This window comes from Isoptericola sp. NPDC056134 (genome assembly GCF_042264825.1).
Classification (GTDB): Bacteria; Actinomycetota; Actinomycetes; order Actinomycetales; family Cellulomonadaceae; genus Isoptericola; species Isoptericola nanjingensis.
On the sequence record NZ_JBHJVM010000002.1, the window covers coordinates 80,173 to 105,778 of the forward strand.

At 69.9% G+C, this 25,606-nt stretch carries 25 protein-coding genes, 1 other RNA gene and 4 pseudogenes; 23 read left to right on the top strand and 7 right to left on the bottom strand.

Translation table 11 applies throughout. The annotated features are described in order from the left end of the window. Positions 1 to 747 precede the first annotated feature (747 nt). A complete protein-coding gene (locus ACFCZN_RS02695) occupies positions 748 to 1,875 on the bottom strand; it encodes a hypothetical protein (RefSeq protein WP_430555736.1) in 1,128 nt (375 codons plus the stop codon). Between the two features lie 120 nt (positions 1,876 to 1,995). Next, positions 1,996 to 2,937 (bottom strand): hypothetical protein, encoded by a 942-nt coding sequence (locus ACFCZN_RS02700; RefSeq protein ID WP_430555737.1) that lies wholly within the window; start codon positions 2,935 to 2,937, stop codon positions 1,996 to 1,998. Positions 2,938 to 3,223: 286 nt separating this feature from the next. Between ACFCZN_RS02700 and ACFCZN_RS02705 the strand changes: the two genes are divergently transcribed. Beyond that, a complete protein-coding gene (locus ACFCZN_RS02705; protein ID WP_430555738.1) occupies positions 3,224 to 3,454 on the top strand; it encodes a hypothetical protein in 231 nt (76 codons plus the stop codon). Positions 3,455 to 3,547: 93 nt separating this feature from the next. On the opposite strand, the gene ACFCZN_RS02710 is transcribed toward ACFCZN_RS02705, so the two are convergent. Further along, positions 3,548 to 4,228, bottom strand: a complete 681-nt coding sequence (locus ACFCZN_RS02710) for a hypothetical protein (protein WP_430555739.1) — start codon at positions 4,226 to 4,228, stop codon at positions 3,548 to 3,550. 186 nt (positions 4,229 to 4,414) lie between these two features. Here ACFCZN_RS02710 and ACFCZN_RS02715 point away from each other — a divergent pair, with 186 nt between their 5' ends. After that, positions 4,415 to 5,047, top strand: a complete 633-nt coding sequence (locus tag ACFCZN_RS02715; protein WP_430555740.1) for a hypothetical protein — start codon at positions 4,415 to 4,417, stop codon at positions 5,045 to 5,047. 331 nt (positions 5,048 to 5,378) lie between these two features. Here the strand turns inward: ACFCZN_RS02715 and ACFCZN_RS02720 are convergent, their stop codons facing one another. After that, entirely contained in the window at positions 5,379 to 5,561 is a 183-nt protein-coding gene (locus tag ACFCZN_RS02720) for a hypothetical protein (protein WP_430555741.1), read from the bottom strand. 300 nt (positions 5,562 to 5,861) lie between these two features. On the opposite strand from ACFCZN_RS02720, the gene ACFCZN_RS02725 reads away from it, so the two are divergent. From ACFCZN_RS02725 to ACFCZN_RS02740, 4 genes and pseudogenes are all read left to right on the top strand, one after another. Continuing rightward, complete coding sequence (locus ACFCZN_RS02725; RefSeq protein WP_430555742.1) at positions 5,862 to 6,632, top strand: hypothetical protein; 771 nt, start codon at positions 5,862 to 5,864, stop codon at positions 6,630 to 6,632. A gap of 163 nt (positions 6,633 to 6,795) precedes the next feature. Next, positions 6,796 to 7,971: pseudogene (locus tag ACFCZN_RS02730) on the top strand (IS3 family transposase). 60 nt (positions 7,972 to 8,031) lie between these two features. Continuing rightward, a complete protein-coding gene (locus tag ACFCZN_RS02735) occupies positions 8,032 to 8,817 on the top strand; it encodes a metallophosphoesterase (protein WP_430555743.1) in 786 nt (261 codons plus the stop codon). Positions 8,818 to 9,041: 224 nt separating this feature from the next. After that, positions 9,042 to 9,272: a hypothetical protein gene (locus ACFCZN_RS02740; RefSeq protein WP_430555744.1), complete on the top strand. Its 231-nt coding sequence runs from the start codon at positions 9,042 to 9,044 to the stop codon at positions 9,270 to 9,272. Between the two features lie 881 nt (positions 9,273 to 10,153). Here ACFCZN_RS02740 and ACFCZN_RS02745 read toward each other — a convergent pair. Together ACFCZN_RS02745 and ACFCZN_RS02750 are read right to left on the bottom strand one after the other, a co-directional pair. Further along, the gene (locus ACFCZN_RS02745) at positions 10,154 to 10,564 is read right to left on the bottom strand and encodes a hypothetical protein (protein WP_430555745.1); all 411 of its coding nucleotides are present in this window, start codon (positions 10,562 to 10,564) and stop codon (positions 10,154 to 10,156) included. Position 10,565: 1 nt separating this feature from the next. After that, positions 10,566 to 10,955, bottom strand: a complete 390-nt coding sequence (locus tag ACFCZN_RS02750) for a hypothetical protein (protein WP_430555746.1) — start codon at positions 10,953 to 10,955, stop codon at positions 10,566 to 10,568. A gap of 801 nt (positions 10,956 to 11,756) precedes the next feature. Between ACFCZN_RS02750 and ACFCZN_RS02755 the strand changes: the two are divergent. The 9 genes and pseudogenes from ACFCZN_RS02755 to ACFCZN_RS02795 all read left to right on the top strand — a co-directional run. Further along, a pseudogene (locus ACFCZN_RS02755) lies at positions 11,757 to 12,011 on the top strand (type II secretion system protein F); the annotation flags it as partial. Next, positions 12,008 to 12,948: pseudogene (locus tag ACFCZN_RS02760) on the top strand (type II secretion system F family protein). The pseudogenes ACFCZN_RS02755 and ACFCZN_RS02760, both read left to right, overlap by 4 nt. A 59-nt stretch (positions 12,949 to 13,007) precedes the next feature. Then, positions 13,008 to 13,208, top strand: a complete 201-nt coding sequence (locus ACFCZN_RS02765; RefSeq protein WP_429762457.1) for a hypothetical protein — start codon at positions 13,008 to 13,010, stop codon at positions 13,206 to 13,208. Position 13,209: 1 nt separating this feature from the next. After that, positions 13,210 to 13,614, top strand: a complete 405-nt coding sequence (locus ACFCZN_RS02770; RefSeq protein WP_430555747.1) for a VOC family protein — start codon at positions 13,210 to 13,212, stop codon at positions 13,612 to 13,614. Continuing rightward, the gene (locus ACFCZN_RS02775; RefSeq protein WP_430555748.1) at positions 13,611 to 14,021 is read left to right on the top strand and encodes a TadE/TadG family type IV pilus assembly protein; all 411 of its coding nucleotides are present in this window, start codon (positions 13,611 to 13,613) and stop codon (positions 14,019 to 14,021) included. Before ACFCZN_RS02770 ends, ACFCZN_RS02775 begins: the two co-directional genes overlap by 4 nt. Then, a complete protein-coding gene (locus ACFCZN_RS02780) occupies positions 14,018 to 14,515 on the top strand; it encodes a pilus assembly protein (RefSeq protein ID WP_430555749.1) in 498 nt (165 codons plus the stop codon). The genes ACFCZN_RS02775 and ACFCZN_RS02780 overlap by 4 nt, the downstream gene beginning before the upstream one ends. Further along, a complete protein-coding gene (locus ACFCZN_RS02785) occupies positions 14,512 to 14,997 on the top strand; it encodes a hypothetical protein (protein ID WP_430555750.1) in 486 nt (161 codons plus the stop codon). The genes ACFCZN_RS02780 and ACFCZN_RS02785 overlap by 4 nt, the downstream gene beginning before the upstream one ends. A gap of 106 nt (positions 14,998 to 15,103) precedes the next feature. Beyond that, positions 15,104 to 15,547 (top strand): RrF2 family transcriptional regulator, encoded by a 444-nt coding sequence (locus ACFCZN_RS02790; protein ID WP_430555751.1) that lies wholly within the window; start codon positions 15,104 to 15,106, stop codon positions 15,545 to 15,547. A gap of 77 nt (positions 15,548 to 15,624) precedes the next feature. After that, positions 15,625 to 16,839: a globin domain-containing protein gene (locus tag ACFCZN_RS02795; RefSeq protein ID WP_430555752.1), complete on the top strand. Its 1,215-nt coding sequence runs from the start codon at positions 15,625 to 15,627 to the stop codon at positions 16,837 to 16,839. 9 nt (positions 16,840 to 16,848) lie between these two features. Here ACFCZN_RS02795 and ACFCZN_RS02800 read toward each other — a convergent pair whose 3' ends face one another. After that, on the bottom strand, positions 16,849 to 17,397 hold the full coding sequence (locus tag ACFCZN_RS02800) for a putative glycolipid-binding domain-containing protein (RefSeq protein ID WP_429762449.1): 549 nt from the start codon (positions 17,395 to 17,397) through the stop codon (positions 16,849 to 16,851). Between the two features lie 73 nt (positions 17,398 to 17,470). Here ACFCZN_RS02800 and ACFCZN_RS02805 point away from each other — a divergent pair, with 73 nt between their 5' ends. The 8 genes and pseudogenes from ACFCZN_RS02805 to ACFCZN_RS02840 all read left to right on the top strand — a co-directional run bounded on the left by ACFCZN_RS02805 (position 17,471) and on the right by ACFCZN_RS02840 (position 25,606). Beyond that, a complete protein-coding gene (locus ACFCZN_RS02805; protein WP_430546887.1) occupies positions 17,471 to 17,854 on the top strand; it encodes an ankyrin repeat domain-containing protein in 384 nt (127 codons plus the stop codon). 71 nt (positions 17,855 to 17,925) lie between these two features. Continuing rightward, the gene (gene prfB / locus ACFCZN_RS02810) at positions 17,926 to 19,041 is read left to right on the top strand and encodes a peptide chain release factor 2 (protein WP_429762447.1); all 1,116 of its coding nucleotides are present in this window, start codon (positions 17,926 to 17,928) and stop codon (positions 19,039 to 19,041) included. A 208-nt stretch (positions 19,042 to 19,249) separates the two neighbouring features. Further along, positions 19,250 to 19,927, top strand: a pseudogene (gene ftsE / locus ACFCZN_RS02815) (cell division ATP-binding protein FtsE); the annotation flags it as partial. Between the two features lie 371 nt (positions 19,928 to 20,298). Next, positions 20,299 to 21,210 (top strand): permease-like cell division protein FtsX, encoded by a 912-nt coding sequence (gene ftsX, locus ACFCZN_RS02820; protein WP_429762446.1) that lies wholly within the window; start codon positions 20,299 to 20,301, stop codon positions 21,208 to 21,210. A gap of 8 nt (positions 21,211 to 21,218) precedes the next feature. Then, on the top strand, positions 21,219 to 22,682 hold the full coding sequence (locus tag ACFCZN_RS02825) for a peptidoglycan DD-metalloendopeptidase family protein (RefSeq protein WP_429762445.1): 1,464 nt from the start codon (positions 21,219 to 21,221) through the stop codon (positions 22,680 to 22,682). Between the two features lie 102 nt (positions 22,683 to 22,784). Continuing rightward, positions 22,785 to 23,285 carry an SsrA-binding protein SmpB gene (gene smpB / locus ACFCZN_RS02830; protein ID WP_429762444.1) on the top strand — a complete coding sequence of 167 codons (501 nt, stop codon included), beginning with the start codon at positions 22,785 to 22,787 and terminating at the stop codon, positions 23,283 to 23,285. A 131-nt stretch (positions 23,286 to 23,416) separates the two neighbouring features. Further along, positions 23,417 to 23,784: a transfer-messenger RNA gene (ssrA, locus tag ACFCZN_RS02835) on the top strand. A 103-nt stretch (positions 23,785 to 23,887) separates the two neighbouring features. Then, positions 23,888 to 25,606 (top strand): beta-N-acetylhexosaminidase, encoded by a 1,719-nt coding sequence (locus tag ACFCZN_RS02840; RefSeq protein WP_430555753.1) that lies wholly within the window; start codon positions 23,888 to 23,890, stop codon positions 25,604 to 25,606.

The following is a 25,606-nucleotide window of genomic DNA, read 5'->3' on the forward strand; positions in this document are numbered from 1 at the left end:
ACGACGAGAAGGTACGGTGAGCACACGGTTTCGGCCGTCGGTTCAGGTGTGGGTCTGTGGTGGTTGGTTCGACTCCACCCTGGGTCGTTGTCGCTGCCATCTTTGCGTGGCTGCTCCCGCTACTGGTGCAACTAGTTGGCGTCATCACACGACGCATTCTGTCCAGTAGGTCGCGAACAGTCCGGAAGGGGTGCCAGATGATTGATTTCTGGAACTTGTTGGTCGAACTCGTTTCGGCTCTCGGCGCCAACGTCACAAGCGCGGTTCTCGCTGCCCAGACCTGAGCTTACGGCACACTTCGGCCAGCGACTGCGGGGTTTGGGTGCGACGTTGCCTCGAAGCTGATCTTCCGCGCAGCGGAGCGCACCATCTGATCCCAGCGGGCCTCGCGTTCCTTGCGGATCTCCTCGGCTAGCCGTGCGGACACGACCTTCGGTTCCTCGCGCGGCCGACCTAGGTAAGACTGGCGCGGAATGCTCAGTGTGATCTTGCCGAACGGGATCATGTGCTTGCGCCTCCTTGCTGCGCTAGGGCTCCCACGCGGCGTCGATCCCTCCGAGCGCGTTCCTTGCGATGGAGGTCTGCCGGCACCTGACGTCGACAAGCTCGAAGCGATCCAAGAACCGCAATCTAAGGCCTGGTTGGCCGTGGCGAAGCCCGCCGTCGTGCCGGCATCAGGCGCGGCCGGGCGCCCAGAAAGGACGCGCCGCCAACCGCTCGTTGTTCGTCAGATTGGACCGATGGTCACTACGGCACCTGAAGGATGGAAGACAGCGGCATCGATGCGGTCTTCGGGCTCATGCACCATTCGTCGAGTGCCGACGCGACTGCGTTGAGAGCTACATCGGTGACCGAGGCAACCTCCGCGATCGACTCGCCTCTCGTGTAGTGGTCCACCGTGCGTTCCAGGCTGAGCGCGTCCTCGTCATCGTCGTGGGGGACGTCAGTCAGGCCCAGGTGGAGCCACCCGTTCCTAAGGCGCCGGTACTCGTCCGTCATCATGTGGGCCGACTCGGGGGTGTCGAGAATGGCGTCGATCCGTGCCTGAGCGGATGCTGGCAGCATCGTGTTCGGCCGGAGCAGGCGCAGCGATACGAGCGCTTGGTACGCGACCACATACCGGTGCTTCAAGGCGGCAGCAGCGCACTGGGTGCAGCACTCGCTTCGCGACAGGTGGTTAGCGGTCCGAGCGGCGCCTTGGAGGGTCATCATCGCGAGTGTCATCGAGGAGTTGAAGACGCCTTCGAAGACTGCATCGCTCAGGGAGGCACTGTCAGCGTCCCTCCATGTGAAGCGACTGGGGTCGAACGGGGCAGGGCCGCTGTGTCTCTGCGTTGCGCCGAGGCTGGCGAACGTCCTCCCGACCTGCTCGGTGAGCTTCGACAGGCGAGGGCCATGGGCCTCGTATGAGAAGGGTTCGTCGGGGTTCACGCCCGTCGCGAACAGGCCGCTGACCGACGTCGTCATCGGGATGCCGTCGTGGAGAAGGATGCCAAGGTCGGTTCGCAGGAAATCGAACGCCGGACCTCGGCGGTGGGGGGCAAAGAACACTCCCCGGTTGGTCGAGTTGATCCGGCGGAAGTAGTCGGCGAGGTCCTCGATCGTACGTTTGCGGTCGTCGAAGAACTTGCCGGCCATGCGGGCAGACTTCGCCATGTCTGGATCCCAAACGGGAGAGAACTCGCTGCCGAGGGCGGCTGCGACATGACGCTGGGCCTCGTACGACGTCATCAAACCCCACTGTACGAATAGCGCTTTACCTATGGTGTCGGCGGGTCGCATGAGCGCTCCGAACACGTACTGGACGTCGGCGAGGGCGATGCCCAGCGCCAGCCTGGCGTGCGGGCTGATGGGTGGATCGGGGTCCGTGGTCACGGCCCCATTCAAGTCCGTTTCCCTGGCAGGGTCCACGGACTGCCTGTGCGGACGTGGACGAGCCGGGGATCTGGTCGCGACCCGAGATTGTGCGATCGAGATGTGTTCGACACCAGCCGATCAGGCGACGAACTGCTGGGTCACGATAACGGACGGCTCGGGGATCCGGTCGTCGATGGCCTGGCCCTCGTGCCACATCCCGAGTGCGTCCGCGGGGTTCGTGACCCAAAGGGGCGGTTCGCTTGAGTAGGCGGACGCCGCAGTGTCGCGAGCCACCCGCGTCATCCCGTCGAAGGTCTCCTCGTTCTCTGTCTCGATCGCAGCATCGGCCGTCTGGCTCAGCAGCAACTCCGATAGGTCGGTCGCTACGTCAACACCCGGGGGAAGATCAGTCAAGGGTGGGATATCCGGGGGCCAATTCATGTCACGGCGCGTTCCCGCCCGCCGATCGCGTGGGCATCCAGCGAGGCATGCCCATGGATGTGCATGTCGAGCAACCCGGGCAACGGACACCCTTGGGGAATTCCTCTCGCCCAGGAGAGCAAAGGCGGCGAACGCGCTGACGAAGGTGAACGAGTCGGAGCCTGACTGACCAGCGCAACGGCGGAGACTGTATCGGGCCCTGGGACGAGTGGGGTTGTAGAGCACATACACGGGCTGGACGCGGGCTCGGGATGCCGTTGCGATCAGCCGCTCGATCTGTCTGCCGCCGTCGCCGCTCTTGAACCCGAAGTCGTACCCGCCCTCCTTCAGCTTCTTCGCCTGGACATAGAAGCTGAACCAGCCGTGTGGGCCACCGACGCACCAGACCCAGTCGGCGCCCCGACGGCCCTCGTCACGCTGGGTCAGAGGCTTGATGCTCAACCGGTCGCCGAGCGAGCCATGCAGGTTCAGCAGGACCGTCTCTGTGATCGTTGTTTCCTGCTGAGTGATGCCTGCGTCTTCGCCAGACGCAATCCGCTGTCCCAGGCCCTTCGCCTGACTGGCGAGGGCGCGTCGGAACCGGCGGCGTTCACCGGGTGGTGGGATGAGTCCACGGTCCTTCGGTGGGGGCAGCGACATGGCTCGATTATGGTGTTCCCACTCCGCGATAGCCTCCGACATCTCGATCTTTAACCCGGGCCTTGGGTGGTTCGCCGGCCCGTGGCATCGAGCGGATGCTGTGGGCGTGGGAGTCGGGGCACCCCGACCTGGGACCAATGCCTGTGGAGCAGATCCCGCGCCTTCCCCACATGGAGTGCGTGCCTCACGATTTGTCACGCCACCTAGCAGGATTCTTCCGGCCCATGTCAGGGCACAGCCCAGGAGCGAGAACTGATTGGAGATGGCCACCACCCAGATTCGCCGCATGGCCCGTGAGACCACGCTCGCGTTCTTCCCGTACGCCGAGCCGACCAACGAGGCGATGCTCCTAGCGCACAGCAACCGTGAGGGGGTGCTCGAGGAGCACGAGCGTGAGGCGCCGTACATGACCGTGATCCTCAGCCGCAGCGCCAGCGACTACTCCGAGTCGGACGTTTGGGTAATCACCGATCCCGAGCACATCAACAGCGTCCAGGCGTCGATCGTGGGGGAGTAGGGACGCATGCCCGGTCGTGGGGCGGGGGCTTCCAACGTGAGAGCGCAGAGCGGATTCGCGCTGTGCGGTCAGTCCGGCTCCCGTCGGGGGCGGTCACCTTCGGCCGGATTGCGCCCGCCAGATCGCGTGGTCGAGCCTCTTGAAGGAGACGCCGATCAGGTCGGCGGCACCCTTCACCGCGGCGCGGGCCGTGTCGATGCTGACCGGCTTCTGCGCACCGACTGCACGGGTAACGAAGCGGCGCACCATCGTGTCGGCCTTCACGCCCTGGAGGCCGACGTTCATCTCCAGGTAGTCCCAGGAGGTGATCCCGAGGCCGTGGACCGAGAGCCATGCGGTCTTCGCGGCCGCCTGTGTACTGGGCGAACCCTCACGCAGGTGTGCCGCGGTCGTGACACCGACCCGCTCCAGCGCCGCGACACCGTTGGCGAGCCCGACCGACTTCAGGACCGTGGTCCCTGGGCAGCACGCGTGGTTGTCGAAGAGAGTCGTCGCGGCCGCGATGTCACCGCCTGCGGACTTCACGACAGCCAGCAGGTCCGGACCGGAGTCCTGGTACGGGTCGGCCCCTTTGGATCGACGCACTGCGCGATACCGGTCGAGGACGTTCACGACCCCCGTGTAGTGGGCGCGCAGCGAATAGACGGCATCGATCGCCGACATGGCCAGCGAGTCGCGGTAGCCCTTGGGCTCGACCCAGGTCTCGGGCAGGCCGAGGGTCTCCAGCGCCAGGTCCCGGACGGCCGCGGCGTCGTCGGTCACGTTGTCGGTCATGGCGCGAACGTAGCGGTTGGGGCCGACAGGTGCCCCCGGTTGGCCCGGGCACCCAGCGGGTGAAACTCGACGATGGGAGGGTGTTTTGTGAGCCGCCGCGCTGTTGTGGGCACCGCCCCATGGCACTCTCGCCGTGTGCCCGGAGCCCCGTCGCACGCCGTCGCCGTTGACACCTGGAGTCTCCCGATGCGCCGCCCCCTTGCCGCCCACCTTGCCGTCGCCGCCGCCCTCGCCCTGTCCCTGGCGGCCTGCTCCGGTGGAGATGGCGGCACTGAGGCCCAGCCGACCGACTCGGCGGCCCCCGAGACCGCAGCGACGTCGACGGAGAGCGAGTCGGCCACCCCCACCCCCACCCCCACTCCCACGCCGACTCCGTCCGGCCCCGAGGTCTTCGGCCTCGGCGAGGCGGTGGAGATGCCCTCGTCCTCCATCACCATCAACAAGGCCGAGAAGGTCAAGGTCATCGACGGCGACTTCGGGGAGAAGATCAAGCCCCAGGACGGCGGGACCCTCTGGCTGCTGACGATGAACTGGACGAACTTGTCGAACGAGGCGGTCGAGAAGGTGTGCTGGGGGCCGGACACCGCCGAGGTGAGGGTCTACGACACCCAGGACCGCGAGATGCTGCTCGACGACAACTCGGGCTTCATCCCGGGCAACGACTGCTCGAACGGCCTGATGACGGGCCAGTCCGGCAAGTGGTTCCAGGCCTACCAGGGACTGCCGGACGCGAAGATCGGCTACGCGACGGTCCAGGAGTTCTCCGGCGAGCCCGTGGCCGTGGTCTTCTCCGACGACATCAGCCTCACCTGGGAGTGACGCGAACGTGTCGCCGGATCCCGCCGCCGGTTGAACCAGTCTTTCGGCACATAGGCGTCTGCCAATACGCGCGCTGGTGCAAGGATCCGAAGGGAGTTCCTGGACCACCTACGACGGGTCCATGGCGCGACCCCCAACCGACGCCCCACGCGCGGCTGCCAGCCGTGCCACCCCTGCCCGGGGAACTCGCACCTCACGAGCACGCACCACTACCAGCTAGACCTCGCACGCCGCCACGAGTTCCACGCGAGTACGTCATCGTCCGAGCTGGTTCGGAGGCGACGTCGTCGAGCGTGGGGTAGCGCGGCGAGTGTTGGTGTCCACCCACTCGCTACTCGTCAGCAACCACCAGAACATCGGCCTCGTCCGGCCCGTCCTTGTCGACGACCCAGTGGACCTCCTTGACCACGTAGTTGCCGTGCGGGAGCCGCACGATGTCACCCAGCCGGGGCACGCCTGCCATCTCGCGTAGTGCGTTGGTATTGCCGGGGGTGAAGAAGCCGATCTTGACCATTCGCCGAGACTACGTGGCGCCATGGCCGGAGGACGGACGCTGCGCCACATTCACCCGTGCTCAGCAGCGACCTATGAGACGAGGTAGGGGAACATGGTCGCATCACAAGGGCGAACGGTTGATGAGGGTGGCGCTATGGGGGACCTAGCAGAACATGAGGTGCGGGCAGTCCGCGACTACGTGAACGGCCAGTCACCGAAGGACGACCACGCCGAGTTAGTTCAGCGCGTCCACTCGCGACGGATCCTTGGACGGACTCACAGCGTCTTCGACGTCCATTGCGCGAAGACTCGCTGGTGGGTGATCACCGAGCCCATGAATCTCTACCTGCAAACCGACTTCCCGCATGCGGAGCAGGCACTCATCTTCCATGTCGGCCTGGGGGCGGTGCTGGCTGAGCAAAGTCGCGGGGAACTCGACGATAATGAGCCGACGTCGCCCCCGTGGCGCCGGTATTGCGATGCGCTCAGGGCCATGGACGAGGCATCAGAGTCCGAAGATTTCCAGGCGGTCGGTATCAAGTGCCGTGACACTCTCATCGCGCTGGGCAAGCAGTATCAAGACGCCGAGTGGCTGGGCGACGTCGGTGAGCGACCGAAGGGCGGTGACTTCAAGGGGTGGGCGCATCTCTTTGCCGAGCGGCTCTCGGAAGGTCGACAGCGTAGCTACGTCAAGACGCTGGTCGACAAGACCTGGGACCTGGCTGTCTGGCTACAGCACAACGCCAACGCGACGCCCTTCGACGCCGACTTCGTGCTTGATGCTACCGGCCACCTCGTCACGGTGTTCGGCAGACTGGTGATGCGCAACGAGCACGACGAGCCGGCGCGGTGTCCTCAGTGCGAGTCATATCGGGTCGACGACGACATTGAGGACGATCAGGACGGCGCAGGCTTTTATGAGTCGGTCGTATGCGCAGCTTGCGGCTGGCGCTCCGAGCGGGCCTACACCTCATGGGAGGAGCATTTCGCTCCCGACCGCGTGGAGAGGATCGCCGAATACCTGGCGGGAGCTGGTACCGGAATCTCCGACCGACTTCATTCGTCGCCGCACGCCTCGGCGGCCGATTGACAGCTTGCGCCCTGGCCCAGCCCGAAAACGGCGGCGGTCTCAACCCACCAACACACCCGCGCCGCGACAACCGGATCAGAAACTCGTGTCAAGGCTGGGACTGCTGCACGGATAGGTGACACCTGACCTGTGGTGCCGTGAGGCGCTGCTGGAAGGATGTCCCGTGCCCAGACCTCGTCCCAAGGAGTTCCGCGACGACGTCGTGGCGATCGCCCGCCAGGGCGAGACCCCGATCGCGCAGGTCGCGAAGGACTTCGGCATCAGCGAGTCGTGCCTGCGTAGCTGGCTCCACCAGGCCGATGTCGAGGACGGCGCCAAGCCCGGCGTGACCGCGTCGGAGTTTGCCGAGCTGCGCGAGGCGCGTAAACGTGTGCGCCTGTTTGAGCGGGAGAACGAGGTGCTGCGCCGCGCGGCGGCGTACTTCGCCTAGGCGCACCTGCCGGGAAAAGGCTCTACCCGCTCGTGAGTGAGCTCGCCGAGGCGGGGGTCACCGTCGCGGTGACGTGCCGGGTCCTTAAGCTCTTCCGCCAGCCCCACTACCGGTGGCTCGCCGCCCCAGTCACCGACCGGGAGTTGGAGCAGGCCTATCTCGCGAACGCCCTGTTCGACGCCCACCGGGACGATCCGGAGTTCGGCTACCGGCTGCTCGGTGACGAGGCCCGCGCCGCGGGCCTCAGCGGCTGTGACCGCATGGGGTGGGCCCGGTGCGCCGAGGGTGGCTGGTGGTCGGTGTTCGGCAAGAAGCGCGGGACGAAGGGTGGCAAGAAGCCCGGCCCGCCCGCGCACGACGACCTCGTGCGCCGGCAGTTCACTGCAGTGAACCCCAACACCCTGTGGTTGACCGACATCACCGAGCACCCCACCGGCGAGGGCAAGGTCTACCTTTGCGCGATCAAGGACGTGTACTCGAACCGGATCGTGGGGTACTCCATCAAGCGACCGGATGAAGTCGTCCCTGGCAGTGGACGCCCTGAACTCCGCGTTCGCACGCCGTGGCATCGACGGCAGTCAGGCGGCCGGCTGCGTGGTCCACAGCGACCGAGGCAGTCCGTTCCGGTCGAGGAAGTTCCTGGCCGCGCTGCGCGCCCACGGGCTGGTCGGATCCATGGGGCAGGTCGCTTCCGCGGGCGACAACGCGGCCAAGGAGTCCTTCTTCGCCCTCCTGCAGTCGAACGTCCTGGACCGCCGTCGTTGGGCCACCCGCGAGCAGCTGCGGATCGCGATCAGCACCTGGATCGAACGCACCTACCACCGGCGCCGCCGCCAGGCCCGCCTCGGACGATTGACCCCCATCGAGTACGAAGCCATCATCACCACTCAGGTCGCACTCGCCGCCTGAGATCACCTGTCACCTATCCGTGCAGCAGTCCCTTGATCGTTGCCGTGGGAGCCTTGCCGGGTGACTCTCAGGCCTGCGCTTGACGTGCGTGGCCGCGCACGTGTCGTCCTCGCTGGCGACTGGCACGGTGATGCCCGCTGGGGGCGTCACGTCCTCGAAGCGGCGGCGGCGAAACTGGTTGACGTTGTCATTCAGGTCGGTGACTTCGGTATCGGTGGCTTCGGCATGTCGGGTCCGAGCACGGTCAGGCAGATCGACAAGGCGTGTCACAAGTTCGGATGCCGGGTTGTCGTCGTGCCGGGCAACCACGACGACTACGACCATCTCGCTCGCCGCCCGTTCGACGAGGCTGGGATGATCCACCTCGGCCGGTACGTCCGTGCGGTGCCCAGGCCGTTCAGGTTCGAGGTCGGCGGGCGACGCTTTGGTGCTCTCGGCGGGGCGGTGTCCATCGACCGTGACGAGCGGGTTGAGGGCGTCGACTGGTGGCCGCAGGAGGTGCCGGTTTGGAGCGATGTTCAGAGTCTGGGGACCGCGCCGCTCGACGTCCTCATCGGTCACGACTTGCCAGCGGAGGTCCCGGTGACCCCGGGTGGGCATGTCATCGACCCCGCGACGCTGGCGCGTGCGGCGGAGGTGCGGGCCATGCTCTCGACTGCTATCACGCAGACCCGACCCCAGGTGGTGTTCGGTGGACATTGGCACGAGCGGCTTTCACACCACTACACGCTTGAGGACGGCACTGCGGTCCGATGCGAGGCACTCGATATGGAACACACGCCCGGGAACGCCGTTGTTCTTGACCTCATCAGCCTGTCGGTCTCGCCGCTCGAGCTCCACCCGTAGGCGTCCATGCGCCGACGTGGGCTGCGCTGCGCGCTGTCCGCTCGTAGCGCTGTCACCGAACGATCGCGTACTCGGCGGGGGAGTGGAACAGGCAATGGGCTCCACCCACATGGAGCACATGACTCACGACGAGTCATCCACCGAGCCGGAGTCCTCCGGCCCGTGCCAGGGCGTAGCCCAGAGAGCGAGACCGAATCAAGATGGCCACCACCGAGGTTCGCCGTATGGCCCGCGAGACCCCGCTCGCGTTCTTCCCGGACGCAGAGCCGACGAACGAGGCGATGCTCCTCGCGCACAGCAACCGTGAGGAGGTGCTCGAGGAGCACGTGCGGGAGGCGCCGTACATGACCGTGATCCTCAGCCACAGCGCGAACGACTACACCGAGTCGGACGTGTGGGTCATCACAGATCCTGAGCGAATCAATGAGGTCCAGGCCACCATCGTGGGGGAGTAGTCGCTCGGCAGCGCTGGGAGCGGCGCGGGCTCGTGGCCAGAAGCGCCCGCCCTGTCTGTTCAGAGTTGGGCGGCCGCCGTCGCGCCGGGCAGCGGCCATCCCAACAGCAGGACCTCCAAGATCACTCGATCCGCTCTCCCGGCTTCGCTCGGCCCTGCAGTCCGAAGAAGGGCAGCGCACGGGTCAAGCCTCCTGCAGAGGAGCCAGGAGGGGTTCGGGGGTCGTTGACGACGGTGAGTTGCCAGGTGGCTGGTGAACCAGCAGACCGGGGTGAGCACCAGCCATAAGTGGGTTCCGTCGAGTGGCGACGTGCAGGGCGCCGATGGGAAGGTCGGCGACCGATATGGGCCGGCGCCAGATCTGTGATTGGAAAGAGTCGCCGGCTCTGCTGTTCATGGCGCTCCTCGAACCAACGGCGGGGAGGCCTGTCGGGTGTGGGGACTTGCAGACGCTTGAGCGCAGCTGGTCTTTGATTGCCCGAGTCGCTCACCCCGCATTGCGTGGGGACGCGCGCATCTGACCCCGGAGAGATGAACCGGCAGGTCAAGATCGGCAGCTGCCCGGCCGAGTTGCCGCCGAAGGTGCGGCTCGCGACCGCGGGCCGTCCTCGCCGGGGCAGCCCTTCGCGAAGCACGCGCACGTCCAGGAACTCGCACCTCACGAGCAGGCACCTCTTACCAGACAACCCTTGCGAGCTGCACTCGATGCAAGGACTCGCCCCTGGCTGCGATGACAATGTCGCTGCAGGTCAGATGGCGCATTCCCGTATCCATGGGTGGGTCGACATCGGTTGACGATTGTCGCCTCGCCGCAGGTCACGCTAAGAGCGCGCCTGCAGCGCGGACGCGCGCTTTCGTTGGTCCTGCTTCGGCACGTGTGCCTCAGACGAGTGCTGCAAGGATCGGCCACACTGTCTTCGCGGCCTCGGCCATTGAGACCAGGACGCGTGCGTCGAACTTCCAGCTGTGTGCAACCAGTACGCGCGCGGGTGGTCCTGCTCCCGCGTTGACCGGACGCATGGGAAGATTCCATTGATCGGTGCGGTCGCTACCACCCCACGCGGTTCCGTTCACGCCGAAGCGCAACATTTCGGTCGTGCCGAATACACGCAGGTCTTTATCCACGACGATGCAGGCCATCGTTCCCACGTAGCCGCCGAACCAGGTAAAACTGGCGGTGCGAGTTCTACCTGCGAGCCAGTTGTTGTCGTAAAGATCCGCGTAGGTCCACATGTGATGGTTCGCGCCGAGGTCTGAGTGAACCTCACCGGCCGTAGAGCTAATGACAGACATGTCACACCTCCGGCGGTTGGTTCTGGTACAGACCTCGGCAGAGTGAGGCTGGAAGGAACGTCACGCCCTCGGGCGGTCGGAAGTTGACGATGAGAGCTCGGGGGTCGAGTACTTTGAGCAGTTTTCCGTCCTTTACCTCGAACACACCGTCTTCCGTTTCCACCACCGAACACCCCTCGAGATTCGGGAGAGGAACTGCCGATTCGAGCGGCCGATCACCAGCAATCTCGCCGAGGTCCTCGTCTTCCAGGATTACGAGATCTGCTGGGGACAGCCCTTCATTGGCCATCGTCCACGAATCGGGTACCCATCGACGCTTTCCGCCCTGGATGACATACACCTCGTGGCTGGATCGGCCTGTTACCAGGGTTCCGTCGTCATACTTTTCCATCATTGCTCCTTCCTCTCGGGCTTTGTCGTGCGCAGCGCGATTGTGCTCGACCGATGTGGGGTCTGCGGCGCGCAGCGGATCTAAGCTACCCTCCCGACTTCGGAGGCTGAGGGGAAAGTAGTCCGATCAATGCACCAAGGGCGAGACCTGCGAATCCGTAAAGCGCGGCCTCATCGGAGTCGCTCGCTCCGATAGCCAGCCAGCCTCCGCCGATGATTACGGCTGCGAGAACTAGAATGATTGCTACCCAGATCCAGTTTGCCACCCCCTGGGAGGGCTGCCTCAAGACTCCTTCGCGCTGGAGCTGTTCCAGCATTTCGTCTTGAATGTCCGGAGGCGCGTGAAGGAAGTGTTGCACTGCCTCTTCGTCCGGCTGTGAGAGATTTGCCATGATTTACCTCCACTCTCGCCCGTTCCACCGTCGCGCTTTCGTCATCGTTCAAGCAAGGCTTGGCGAGGGTGAAAAGGAGGGTGGGACGATGTCTCTCATTGGTGTAATAGTGGACTCGGATTGATAGTTCGTTTATGCACGATCTTGTCTTATTTGAGATAGGTCGATGTGTCATGTCCCCACAAAGTTCCTTAGCCCGAGGGGTTTTGTGGAGGTTCTGAAAGCCAGAATCGCGGCCGGGGAAGGTCTGCGACCCATTGGGGCCCGACGCCTGATCCGTAATTGGAAAGAGCCGCTTGCTCCGGCGTTCAGGGCGCTCCTGGGACCAACGGCGGGGGAGACTCGGCGGGTGTGGAGCCTTGTAGACGCTTGAGCGCAGTTGGTCATTGTTTGACAGAGTCGTTCACCCCGCATTGCGTGAGGACGCGCGGACGCGGGGCGAGCTCGAGGCGCGGCAGTCGTGGACGGTCAACGGCGCCCGGCTCGCGGCCGCCGGCCCCTGGGTGGTCCTGGCGTTCCTCGCGACGCGGCCGGAGACGGCGCAGGCGTACAACTCGGCGGCGGGAGTCGCGGTCCTCGCGGCGGGGGCGGCCACGTCGGTGCTCGCGTACTGGCTGATGCGTCGGATCGGGCGGCTGCCCGAGGAAGGCCGGGTGCTGCGATGACGGTCCCCGGAGTCTCCGGCGTCGGCGCCGTCGTGGGGCTGCTCGGTGGCCTCGGCCTCCTGCTCGTGATCTCCCGGATCCGTGCCCGCCGGGCGACCCTCGACGAGCGGCTGGCCCCGGCGCTGCGCCCGCGTGACGCCACGTCCGGGCTGCTCCGCGAGCAGCCCGCCCACACCCCGTTCCCCGTGGTCGAGCGGCTGCTGGCTCCCTGGGTCGCGGACGCCGCGCACTGGTTCGAGCGCCTCGGGTCGTCCCGCGCGGACGTGCGCCGCGGCTCGACCGTGCGGGCTGGCGCGAGAGCGTCGAGGCGTTCCGGGCACGGCAGGTCGTCTCGTCGGCGCTGGGGCTCGCGGGCGGGCTCGTGCTCGCGCTGCTCCTCGCCGCGACGCGCGGGTCCGCACCCGTCCCGCTGGCGGCGCTCGTGCTGCTGTGCGGCGCCGGCGGGTTCGTCCTGTGCGACCAGTGGCTGAGCCGTGCCGTCCACCGGCGCGAGGAGCGGATGCTCGCCGAGTTCCCGACCGTCGCCGAGCTGCTCGCCCTGGCCGTCACGGCGGGCGAGGGGCCGGTGCCCGCGCTCGAACGGGTCGCCGCCACCGCCCGAGGCGAGCTGTCCGGCGAGATCTCCACGATGCTCGCCGACGTCCGCGCCGGGGCGCCCATCGCGAGCGCCCTCACGGCCATGGCCGACCGGACCGGGCTGCCGTCGCTCACCCGCTTCGCCGAGGGCGTCGCCGTCGCGCTGGAGCGCGGCACCCCGCTCGCCGACGTGCTGCGCGCGCAGGCGCAGGACGTGCGTGAGTCCGGGCGCCGGGCCCTCATGGAAGCAGGTGGCAAGAAGGAGGTCGCGATGCTCGTGCCCGTGGTCTTCCTCATCCTGCCGATCACCGTCGTCTTCGCCGTCTTCCCGTCACTCGCCACCCTGCAGATCGGGTTGTGAACGTGCGCGCCGACACCCGACCCCGCCGCCTCCGCGCGGTGCCACCGAAAGGACCGACCATGCACGACGAGACGCACGACCAGAACGACGACCTGGCGCCCGGGCGCCCCGAGGTCGACGACCCGGAGCGCGGCGACGTGCCGGGCTGGGTGCTCGTGACGCTGATGACGGCGGGGCTGGTCGTGGCGCTGTGGGCGATCGCCGGCCCGCTGCTCGAGGACACGTTCACGCGGGCGATCACGAGCGTCACGGGTCCGTGACGTGGCGATCGGCCGGCTGCACCACCTGATCATCGACTGCCCGGACCCGCGGGGCCTCGCGGAGTTCTGGTCGGCCGTGCTCGGCCAGGACGTGACGTACGCGGACGACGACTTCGTCGTGGTGGCACACAGCGACCGGCACTCCGGCCTCGCGTTCCAGCGCGCCCCGGACCACCAGGCACCGGACTGGGGCCACCCGGCACGGCCGCAGCAGATGCACCTGGACGTCATGGTCGACGACGTGGCGGACGCGCACGCGCGGGTGCTCGCGCTCGGTGCCCGCCGGCTCACCGCCGCCGCGCCGGGCGCGGGGGAGGGTGACGTGTACGCCGACCCCGCCGGTCACCCGTTCTGCCTCATCCCGCGGCCCGGATGGGCGCCGCCGGTCGAGGAGGACAGCACGTGACGGCACCGGCCGCGCCCGCACCCGCCACGGGGCGGCGGGACGGCGAGCGGGGATCCGCCGTCGCGGAGTTCGTCATGGTGTCCGCGCTGGTGCTCGCGCTGTTCCTCGCCGTGGTGCAGGTCGCGCTGGCGATGCACGTGCGCGCGCTCGCGATCGACGCCGCCGCGGAGGGCGCGCGCGTGGCCGCGCGCGCCGACCGCGACCTGGCGAGCGGTGCCACCCGGACGCAGGAGCTGCTGACCGCCGCGCTCGGGTCCCGGTACGCCGACGACGTCTCGGTGCGCCGCGCCGTGCAGGACGGCCTCGACGTCGTGGAGGTGACGGTGCAGGTGCCGCTCCCGGTGGTCGGTCTGATCGGACCGTCCGGGGTGCTCACGCTCCAGGGCCACGCGCTGGAGGAGGCGTGAGCGCGCCGGCTCAGCGGCCGTCGCGCGGCCCCCGGGCGGAACCGCTACAGGAGCCCGAGGGGCCCGACCCCGAGGCGGGCGCCGCGCTGGTGGAGTTCCTCGGCACGGCGGTGCTGCTCCTGGTGCCGCTGGTGTACCTGGTGCTCACGGTCGCGCAGGTGCAGGCCGGCGCGTTCGCCGTCGAGGGCGCGGCGCGGGAGGCGGGCCGGGCGATGGTGACGGCCGACTCCTCGGGGTCGGGCGCGGAGCGGGCCCGTGCGGCGGCCGGGCTCGCGTTCGAGGACCAGGGGTTCGCCGTCGCCGACGGCTCCGTGTCCCTGGAGTGCTCGGCCGACCCGTGCCTCACGCCGGGCGCGACGGTGGGGGTGCGGACGCGGCTGGCGGTGCCGCTGCCGTTCGTGCCCGAGGCGCTGCGCGGCTGGCTGCCGCTGGAGATCCCGGTCACCGCGACGCACGTCGCGACGGTCGACGAGTACGGGACGGCGCGGTCGTGACCCGGCGACACCCGCAGCGCGGCGCGCAGGCCGGGGCCGGCCCGGAGGACGGCCGGATCATGCTGCTCACGGCCGGCGTGGTGGCGTTGGCGCTGATGCTGGTCGGCACGGTGGCGTCGGCGACCGCCGTGCACCTCGACCGCAAGCACCTGTACGACCTCGCGGACGCCGTCGCGGCGGACGCGGCCGACGCCGTGCCCCCGGAGCGGTTCTACGACGACACGTCGTCCTCGCAGGGAGAGGCGGTACTGACGCTCACCGACGCCGACGTCGAGGAGTCGGTGCGCGACTACCTCGCCGCGCACCCGGGGGAGGCGGAAGGGCTCGACGGCCTGCGCCTGGTGGAGGCGACCTCGCCGGACGGGCGGACGGCGCAGGTCGGGCTGGCGGCCACGTCGCGCCCGCCGCTGCTGCGGTGGTTCACGGATGCGTTCGGCGGCGGGTTCACCGTCGCCGCGACGTCGTCAGCCCGCGCGGGCTGAGCCCGGGGGCGGCTCACCGCGGCCCGCGAGAGCCCGCCGACGGAGTGTGGAACTTCCCACACCGCAAAAGGCGCATCCAAGATGCCGATTTGGCTAGCCTGCGGGTGTGCAGCTCACCGCCTTCACCGATCTCGGCCTGCGGATCGTCATGCGCCTCGCCGTGCTCGACGCCGAGCAGACGGCGACGACGCGCGCGCTCGCCGAGCAGCTGAACGTGCCGGCGACGCACGCCGCGAAGGTCGTCACGCGGCTGGGCCACTTCGGCGTCGTCGACGCCCGCCGAGGCAGGGCCGGGGGGTTGCGCCTCGCGGACGGCGCCCGCGACCTGTCCGTCGGGTTCGTCGCGCGCGCCCTCGAGGGCGACGGCGAGGTCGTCGAGTGCGAGGGCGCGAACCCGTGCCCGCTGCGCGGCGGCTGCCGGCTGCGTGGCGCGCTGGCCCGCGCCCGCGAGGCCTTCTTCGCGGCCCTCGACCCGGTGACGATCGCCGACGTCTCCGCCGCACCCACCCGGGACCTGCTGCTCACCATCGGTGCGCGCCCGCCCGGCTGACGTCCGCGCCGGGCGCACCCACGAGGCGCACCCACCGGGCGCGGAGATCCCCGAAGGAAGAGACAGGAGAGTCACGCATGCTCACCCCCGAGTCCGCCGCCGTCGTCCGCACCACGCTGCCCGTGATCGGCGGCGCGATCGGCGACATCACGCCGATCTTCTACCGGCGCATGTTTGCCGCGCACCCCGAGCTGGAGCGCGACCTGTTCAACCGGGGCAACCAGGCCCGCGGCGACCAGCAGCGTGCCCTCGCCGGGGCCATCGCCGCCTACGCGACCCTCCTCGTCGACGACGGCCCGGACCCGCGCGCCGTCCTGGCCCGGATCGCGCACAAGCACGCCTCGCTCGGGATCCTCCCGGAGCAGTACCCGATCGTGCACGAGCACCTGTTCGCCGCCATCGTCGAGGTGCTCGGCGACGCCGTCACGCCCGAGGTCGCGGCGGCGTGGGACGAGGTCTACTGGGACATGGCCGACGCGCTCGTCGAGATCGAGCTCGGCCTGTACGCCGAGGCGGGGGTGGCGCCCGGTGACGTCTGGCGCACGGTCTACGTCCGCCGCCGGGTCCAGGAGTCGCCCGACACGATCTCTCTCGAGCTCGTCTCCTCGGACGGCGCCCCGCTCCCCGCCGCGCGCCCCGGGCAGTACGTCTCGGTGGCCGTCACCCTGCCCGACGGCGCGCGGCAGATCCGCCAGTACAGCCTCACGGGCGGCGGGTCGCCCGGCGCCTGGGCCGTCTCGGTGAAGGCGATCCTCCCCGGGCTCGACCCGGCGCGGGTCGCGCCCGCCGGCGAGGTCTCCAACCACCTGCACGACAACGTCTTCGAGGGTGACGCCCTCGAGGTCTCGACCCCGTTCGGCGAGCTCACCCTCGTCGACGGGGAGAACCCCCTGGTGCTGGTCTCCGCGGGCATCGGCATCACGCCGATGATCGGCTTCCTGCACCACCTGCGCGACGTCGGCACCGCGCGCCGCGTCGTGGTGCTGCACGCCGACCGCTCGCCCGCGCGGCACGCGCACCGCGCCGAGCTCCGCGCGCTCGTCGACGACCTCCCGACGGCCGAGCTGCACCGCTGGTACGAGGACCTCGGGACCCGCCCGGTGCAGGACCGGCTGCGCTCGGGCTACATCGACCTGGACGGCGTCGACGTCCCGCACGACGCCGACGCCTACCTCTGCGGCCCGGCCCCCTTCATGGCGGTGGTGCAGTCGGCCCTGCTCGGCCGCGGCGTCACCGCCGACCGCATCCACCACGAGGTCTTCGGCCCGGGCCGGGAGATCGTCGCCGCCTGACCGGTCCGCTCATCCGTCGTCGGCGAGGCGGGTGAACAGGCCCGGGTAGTCCACGACGAGGCCGTCGGCGTCCACGGAGATCTCGCGGTGGAAGTCGCCGTCGCGGGACTCGTAGACGTACCGGTCGGCGTCCAGCCGGGTGTACCGCTGCGGGTCGGGAGAGACCTCGAAGGTCTCCCCGTCGACGTACGCCGTGACGATGTCGGCCGCCGCCCCGACCGCGAGGTCGAGGCGGCGGATCGGCAGCGTGTTCGTGAACGGGCTGAACGAGAGGTCCACGTCCACGGCCTCGGAGAGGTCGGGCCGGGCGGCGCCGTCCACCCGCCAGTCGTCGTCGGCCTCCCGGCTCAGGTCGAGCTGGCGGCCGTCCGACGACCGCAGCCGCAGCACCCGGAACGTCCAAGAGTCGCCCGGCCCCGTGCCGAGCTCCATCGCGTACTCGAGCCGCACGGGCCCGAGGTCGACGACGGAGCGGGCGCGGAGCCTGTCGTCGCGCGCCAGCAGGTCGAGGTGCTCGACGCTGCCGGTCCCGAGCCCGCGCCACCGGTACGTCGTCATGGTCGACCTCCTCCACGGCTCCCATCCTCAGCATCGACCCGGACAGGAAGCCCCGCCCGGTAGATTCGCGCGCATGACCGACGAGACGCCGCCCGCCGACAAGCTGCCGGTGGACCTGGACCAGATGTTCGACCTCGCGCGCGCCGGCGCCGACCTGCTCCTGGAGTTCGTCGACGCCGGCGTCCCGGCCGACCACGCCGACGCGGCGGGGAACACCCTGCTCATGCTGGCGGCGTACCACGGGCACGCCGCCCTGGTGCGCGGGCTCGCCGAGCGGGGCGCCGACGTGGACCGGGTCAACGCGCGCGGCCAGTCCCCGCTGGCGGGCGCCGTCTTCAAGGGCTCCGACGACGTGGTCGCGGCGCTCGTCGCCGCGGGCGCCGACCCCGACGCCGGCACGCCCAGCGCCCGCGACACCGCGCAGATGTTCGGCCGTACCCTGCCCGAGCGGGGCTGACGCCGGCGGCGGGCAGCCGACGGGCAGCCGACGGGCGGGGGAGCCTCGCGTGGCGGGTAACCTTGAGGATCGTGGCCACCATCGACTTCCCCGCAGAGATCAAGGCGCTGCGCGCCACCCTCGAGTCCATCGAGGCCGTGAGCGACCCCACCGCGCTGCAGGCGAAGATCGACGACCTCACGCAGCAGGCCTCCGCCCCCGACCTGTGGGACGACCCGGAGAAGGCGCAGCAGGTCACGTCCGCGCTGTCCACCGCGCAGGGCGAGCTGCAGCGGGTCGAGAAGCTCGGCAGCCGGATCGACGACGTCGAGACGCTGGTCGAGCTGGGGCTCGAGATGGAGGACGAGGACTCGCTGACGGAGGCCGAGACCGAGGTCGCCGTCATCCGCAAGGACCTCGACGCGCTCGAGGTGCGCACCCTGCTGTCCGGCGAGTACGACGCCCGCGAGGCCGTCGTGACGATCCGCGCGGGCGCCGGCGGCGTCGACGCCGCGGACTTCGCCGAGATGCTCATGCGGATGTACCTGCGCTGGGCAGAGCGGCACGGCTACCCGACCAAGGTGATGGACACCTCCTACGCGGAGGAGGCCGGGCTCAAGTCGGCCACGTTCGAGGTGAACGCCCCGTACGCGTTCGGCAACCTGTCCGTCGAGGCGGGCACGCACCGCCTGGTGCGGATCTCGCCGTTCGACAACCAGGGCCGCCGCCAGACGTCGTTCGCCGCGGTCGAGGTGGTGCCGCTCATCGAGCAGACCGACTCCATCGAGATCCCCGAGTCCGAGCTCAAGATCGACGTGTTCCGCTCGTCGGGCCCCGGCGGGCAGTCCGTGAACACGACGGACTCCGCGGTGCGCATGACCCACCTCCCCACGGGCACGGTCGTGTCGATGCAGAACGAGAAGTCGCAGATCCAGAACCGCGCCGCGGCGCTGCGCGTCATGCAGTCCCGCCTGCTGCTCATCCGGCAGCAGGAGGAGGCGGCGAAGAAGAAGGAGCTCGCCGGCGACATCAAGGCGAGCTGGGGCGACCAGATGCGCTCGTACGTGCTGCAGCCGTACCAGATGGTCAAGGACCTCCGCACCGAGCACGAGTCCGGGAACACGCAGGCCGTGTTCGACGGCGCCATCGACGACTTCATCGAGGCCGGGATCCGCTGGCGCCGCTCGGGCGGCGCCGACGCCGCCTGACGGGCTCCGTCCGGCCGACGACGCCGCCGGGAGACCCTGAACGGGTGCCTCGGGCGTCATTCCTGACCCACGACACACCGGCGTGTCCTTCGCGCCACCCTCCCCACCGGGTGCGACTCTCGGGAATCGGGCGGCCCCGGCCCAGGTGCGACGTGACGTCGTGCCGTCGCGGGTGCCGCACGGTCGACTGGCAGGGGAGAGGCACGTCGTGATCCGGTTCGAGAACGTCTCGAAGGTCTACGCCCGAGGGGCGCGGCCCGCGCTCGACGACGTCTCCGTCGACGTCGCGCGCGGTGAGTTCGTCTTCCTCGTGGGTGCCTCCGGCTCGGGCAAGAGCACGTTCCTGCGGCTCGTGCTGCGCGAGGAGCGGCCCACGGGCGGCACCGTGTACGTCGCGGGTCGCGACCTGTCCCGGCTGTCGAGCTGGAAGGTGCCCTCCCTGCGACGCAGCATCGGCGTCGTCTTCCAGGACTTCCGCCTGCTGCCCGGCAAGACGGTCTACGAGAACGTGGCCTTCGCCCTGCAGGTGATCGGCAAGCCGCGGCACACGATCCGCACCACCGTGCCCGAGGTGCTGGAGATGGTGGGCCTCGACGGCAAGGAGAAGCGGCTCCCGCACGAGCTGTCCGGCGGCGAGCAGCAGCGTGTCGCGATCGCGCGGGCGTTCGTCAACCGGCCCCAGATCCTGCTGGCCGACGAGCCGACGGGCAACCTCGACCCGACCACGTCCCTCGGCATCATGCGGCTGCTCGACCGGATCAACCGCACCGGCACCACCGTGGTCATGGCCACGCACGACGACGAGATCGTCAACGAGATGCGCAAGCGCGTCGTCGAGCTGTCGACCGGGTCGGTGGTGCGCGACGAGGTCGACGCGGTCTACGGCGAGCGGGAGTCGATCCTGCCGCAGGTGGGGCAGACGCCGGTGCTCGACGCCCCGGGTCGCGGAGAGCGGGCGGTGCAGCGCGTCCAGGTCTCGCCCGAGCCGGCGGACCTCGAGGCCGAGCGGGCCGCCGAGGCGGCGGCCGCGAGAGCAGCGGCGCAGGAGGCTGCGCACGAGACCGAGCAGGGGATCGTGCAGGAGAGCGTGCAGGAGACCGGGCAGGGTCAGGGTCCCGTGGCCCCCGAGGCGCCGGCCGCGCCGCCCCCGGCCCCGAGGCGCTCGGTTCCCGAGCCGGCGGGCGCGTCCGCGGACGAGGTGGTGCAGCAGGTGCTGCGCGAGCACGAGCGCGTGCGCGCGGGACGGGAGGCCTGAGGGTGCGGCTCCAGTTCGTCCTCACCGAGGTCCTCCAGGGCCTGCGGCGCAACCTGTCGATGGTGGTCTCGGTCGTCCTCGTGACGTTCGTGTCCCTGACCTTCGTGGGCGCGGCGGCGCTGCTGCAGACGCAGGTCACCAAGCTCAAGGGCGACTGGTACGACCTCGTCGAGGTCTCCGTCTTCCTCTGCCCGGACGGCTCCACCGCGCCGACGTGCGCGGACGGCGAGGCCACCGAGGACCAGATCGCCGGGCTCGAGAAGGTCATCGACACCGAGCTGTCCGACGTCGTCGCCGCCACCTACTTCGAGAGCAAGGCGGACGCGTTCGAGGCGTTCACGGAGCTCTACCCGGACGGCTACCAGGGCACCCAGCTCACCGAGGACGACATGCAGGCGTCGTTCCGGCTCAAGCTGGTCGATCCGGAGCAGTACCAGGTGGTCGACGACGTCCTCGAGGGTCGCGCGGGCGTCGAGGTCGTCGAGGATCAGCGCGAGGTGTTCGAGCCGTTGTTCCTCGCGCTCGGGCGCGCGTCGCTGCTGGCCGCGGGGCTCGCGGGCGTGATGCTGCTCGCGGCGGTGCTGCTCATCACGACGACGATCCGGCTCTCCGCCGTCTCGCGCCGACGCGAGACCGGCATCATGCGCCTGGTTGGCGCGTCGAACCTCTTCGTGCAGCTGCCGTTCATGCTGGAGGGCGCGATCGCCGCGCTGGTGGGCGCGCTGCTCGCCGTGGGAGGGCTCTGGCTCGCCGTGCAGTACCTGGTGACGGACTGGCTGCAGGACTCCGTCGACTGGGTCGCGTACGTGGACGTGGGAGACGTCCTGTTCGTCGCGCCGCTGCTCATCGGCATCGCCGTGCTCCTGGCGGTGGTGTCGTCCGTGGTGACGCTCAACCGGTACACGAGGGTGTGAGATCGCAGATGACGACCCTGAGGACATCCCCCGGCGTCGGCCGGCGCGCGGTCGGCGGGCTCGTGGCCGCCGTCCTGGTGCTGGGCGGTGCGACGACGTCGGCGACGGTGTCCGCCGGTGTGTCCGCACGCTCGGCGGCCGCGGACGACATCGACGACCAGCGGGCCGCCGCCGAGGCGAAGCAGCGCGCGAAGGAGCGCGAGCGCGACAGCCTGCAGGAGGAGCTCGAGGACACCAACGCCAAGTACCGGCAGGCGGTGCTGGACCTCAACGAGGTCGAGGGCCGCCTCCCGGTGGCGCAGGCCGAGCTGGCGGCCGCGGAGGCACGGCTCGAGGAGGCGCGGCGCAAGGCCGCGATCCTGGCGCAGCGCCTGTCCGACGCCGAGGCAGAGGAGGCCGCCGTCTCCGGCCAGATCGAGGCCGGCAAGGGCAAGGTCGATGCGGCGCGCGCCGACGTCGTGCAGATGGCGCGACAGGCGTACCGCAACGGCGACGACACGAGCACCCTGGGCATCGTCACCGGGGCCCAGTCCACCGAGGACTTCCTCGAGGAGTTCGCCGTCTCGTCGTCGGCGGCGCGCAGCCAGGCGCGCACCCTGACCGACCTGCAGGACGCCGAGGCGGTGGCCCGCAACCAGCAGGCGCGCCTCGACGCCATCCGGTCGGCGATCGAGGACCTCAAGCGGGAGGCCGACGCCAACGTCGTCGCCGCGGAGAAGGCGCAGCGGGAGGCCGCGGACCGCAAGGCCGAGGTCGAGCGCCTCATCTCGAAGCAGCGCAAGCTCAAGGCGTCGATCGAGGCGCAGAAGGCGAACGCCCTCGAGGAGCTCAAGGCGAACGAGCAGGCGCAGCAGAGCCTCGAGGCGCAGCTGAAGGACATCATCGCCAAGCAGAAGGCCCGCGACGCCCGGCTCGCCGAGGAGCGCCGCAAGGCCGAGGAGGCGGCCCGCAAGAAGGCGGCTGCCGAGCGCCGGAGCAACGGCGGCGGCGGTGGGGGCGGCGGCTCCAGCAACGGTGGCGGCTCCGGCGGCGGTGGGGGCGGCGGTGGCGGGGGGTCGTCCTCGTCCGGGCCGTTCCTCGGCTGGCCGACGAACTACCACGTGGTGACCAGCTCGTACGGGATGCGGTTCCACCCGACGCTGCACTACTGGCGGCTGCACGCCGGGACCGACATCCGCACGTACTGCGGGACGCCCATCTACGCGGCCCAGAGCGGCTACGTCGAGCAGGCGCACTACACGTCCGGCGGCGGCAACAACGTGCTCATCAACCACGGCTCGTACCGGGGTGACAACGTGATGTCCCGGTACCTGCACCTGACCTACGACACGGTGAGCGTGGGCGAGAAGGTCGGCAAGGGCGAGATCATCGGCTACTCCGGGTCCACGGGGACGTCGGCGGCGTGCCACCTGCACTTCGAGGTCTACGTCAACGGCAGCACCACGGACCCGATGGGCGGCTGGCTGAACTGACGCCCCGCCGAGCGTTCGCGGGGCGAGGAAAAGCCCTGGCCGCGGCGCCAGGCTCCCGTATCCTGGATCGTCGCGAGACCGCGAACCCGGGAGGAGGAGACCGTGTCCAACAAGGCCAAGGGCGCCAAGAAGAAGCAGGGCGACCCGCGCACGATCGTGGCGAACAACAAGAAGGCCCGCCACGACTACGTGATCGAGGACGTGGTCGAGGCCGGGATCGTGCTGTCCGGCACCGAGGTGAAGGCGCTGCGCATGGGCCGTGCGTCGCTGCTCGACGGGTACGCGGCGATCGACAACGGTGAGGCGTGGCTCGAGAACGTGCACATCCCCGAGTACTTCCAGGGGACCTGGAACAACCACGCGCCGCGCCGCAAGCGCAAGCTGCTGCTGCACCGCGAGGAGATCGACCGGCTGGGCGTGAAGTCCCGGGAGAAGGGCCACACGCTCGTCCCGCTGAGCCTGTACTTCCTGGACGGCCGCGCCAAGGTGGAGATCGCACTGGCACGCGGCAAGAAGGAGTACGACAAGCGGCAGACGCTGCGCGAGCAGCAGGACATGCGCGAGGCGCAGCGCGCCATCCGGCACCAGGAGCTGCTCGGCTGACCGGGTCCTCCTCGCGGCGCGGCCAGCGGAAATAAGGGCGCACCCGCGGTGGTTGATCCACTAGACTGGACGGCGTCGGCACGGTTCGCTGTGGCCGTCGGGGTCGGCAGACCCGGTTTGACAAATACATAGGGGCTGATCGGTTTCGACGGTGGTCGTGCTTCGAGGAGAAGCGGGCCGAGGATGCAGGCTCATCTCGTGAACGCTTGCCTGCAAACCTATAGGTGCCGATAACAAGCGCACCGACTTCGCCCTCGCCGCCTGAGCGAGCTCCGAAGTCCGTGAGCCCGGGATCGCTCTCGACCCGGTAGCTCACGTCATCTAGAGAGCCACTGCTCGTCGCCCTCGTCACCGGGGCGGCGGGGACTTTTAGGTGACTGGGCCCGTCCGCACCTTGTCTGCGTGAGTGCGGGGGCCGAGAAAATCACAGCAGACTGCGCCCGGAGAAGTCCTCGAATAGCGCCACCGGACCCGGGTTCGATTCCCGGCAGCTCCACCCCTGCGAACAGGCGGGCCACCCCTCGGTGGCCCGCCTGTCGTGCGTCCGGGCAAGAGCGGAGACCCCATTGCTTCGGAGCCCGAACATTTCCTAGGGTGGCCGGATGCCGTACGCCGCCGACGTCGTCCCCGCCCCCGTGTCCCTGCGCACCGACGGAGAGGTGCTGGCCCTGCGCGACGGCGCGCGCATCGCCGCCGACCCGGACCTGCGCGACGCCGCCCGGTGGTGGCGCCGGGCGAGCGAGGACGCGTTCGGCCTGGACCTGGTGCCGACGGGCCCGAGCGACCCGGACGCGGACGTGACCTTCGGCGTCGACACCGCCCTCCCCGCGGACGGCTACCGCGTGACCGTCGCCGACGGCGGCGGTCACGCCGTCGTGCGGGTCGTGGCGGGCGCCGCCGCGGGGGCCCACGCGGCCGCGCAGACGCTGCGGCAGCTGGCCGGCCCCCAGGCGTTCCGCCGCGCCGGCCGCGCGGCCCTCGCGCTGCCCGTCGTGACCGTCGACGACGGGCCCCGGTTCGGCTGGCGCGGTGTGCTGCTCGACGTGGCGCGGCACTTCCTGCCGAAGGCGGACGTGCTGCGCTTCGTCGACCTCGCCGCCGCCCACCACCTCAACGTGCTGCAGCTCCACCTCACCGACGACCAGGGATGGCGGATCGAGGTGGAGCGGTACCCGCGGCTCACGGAGGTGGGGTCGTGGCGGCACGAGTCCGGCGTCGGCACCTGGCGCGCAGAGCGCTACGACGGCCGGCCCCACGGCGGCTGCTACACGCGCGACGACCTGCGGGAGATCGTGGCCTACGCGCGCGAGCGCGGCGTCACCGTGGTCCCCGAGATCGGCTCGCCCGGCCACGTGCAGGCGCTGCTCACGGCCTACCCGGAGCTGGCCGCGCGCCCCGGCACGCACGAGGTGCGCACCACCTGGGGCATCAGCGAGGACGTGATCGACCCGTCCGACGCCGCGGTCGACTTCTTCGCGGGCGTGCTCGACGAGGTGTGCGAGGTCTTCGACTCGCCGTTCGTCGCGCTCGGCGGGGACGAGGTGCCGACGACGGCGTGGCGCGAGCGCCCCGACATCGTGGCGCGCGCCGCCGGCCTCGGCCTCGTCGGGCCCGACGGCGAGGGCGACGTGGCCCGCCTGCACGGGTGGTTCCTCGCGCGGCTCGCCGAGCACCTGCGGTCGAAGGGGCGCCGCGCCGTCGTGTGGGACGAGGCGTTCGGGCCCGACCTGCCGCGCGACGTCGTGGTCACCTGCTGGCGCGGCCACGCCGTGGCCGCGGACGCCCTCGCGGCCGGGCACGACGTCGTGATGGCCCCCGAGCAGCAGGTGTACCTCGACCACCGCGCCGCCGACGGCGACGACGAGCCCGTCCCCGTCGGCTTCGTGCGCACGGTCGCCGACGTGCGGGCGTTCGAGCCGCTGCCGGCCGGGCTGCTGGAGGCGCGCCCCGAGCTGGCCGGCGACCTGCCGGGCACGGTGCTGGGTGCCCAGGCGCAGCTCTGGAGCGAGCACCTCGACTCGGCGCGGCGGGTCGACTACGCGGCCTTCCCGCGCCTCGCCGCGTTCGCGGAGGCGGTGTGGAACCCCGCGGCGCCGGGGTTCGACGAGCGGCTGCGCGACGGTCACCTCGCCCGGCTCGACGCCGCGGGCGTCGAGTACCGTCCGCTCGACGGGCCGCGGCCCTGGCAGCAGCGCCCGGGGGTCGCGGGCTGGCCGCGGGACCTCGGCGCCGAGCGCGCGGCCGCCGGCTGGGCCGGGATGGGCGGCTGGGTCGAGGGACGCGACGGCGCGGAGCCGGGGAAGCGGCCGGGCCGGGGGTGA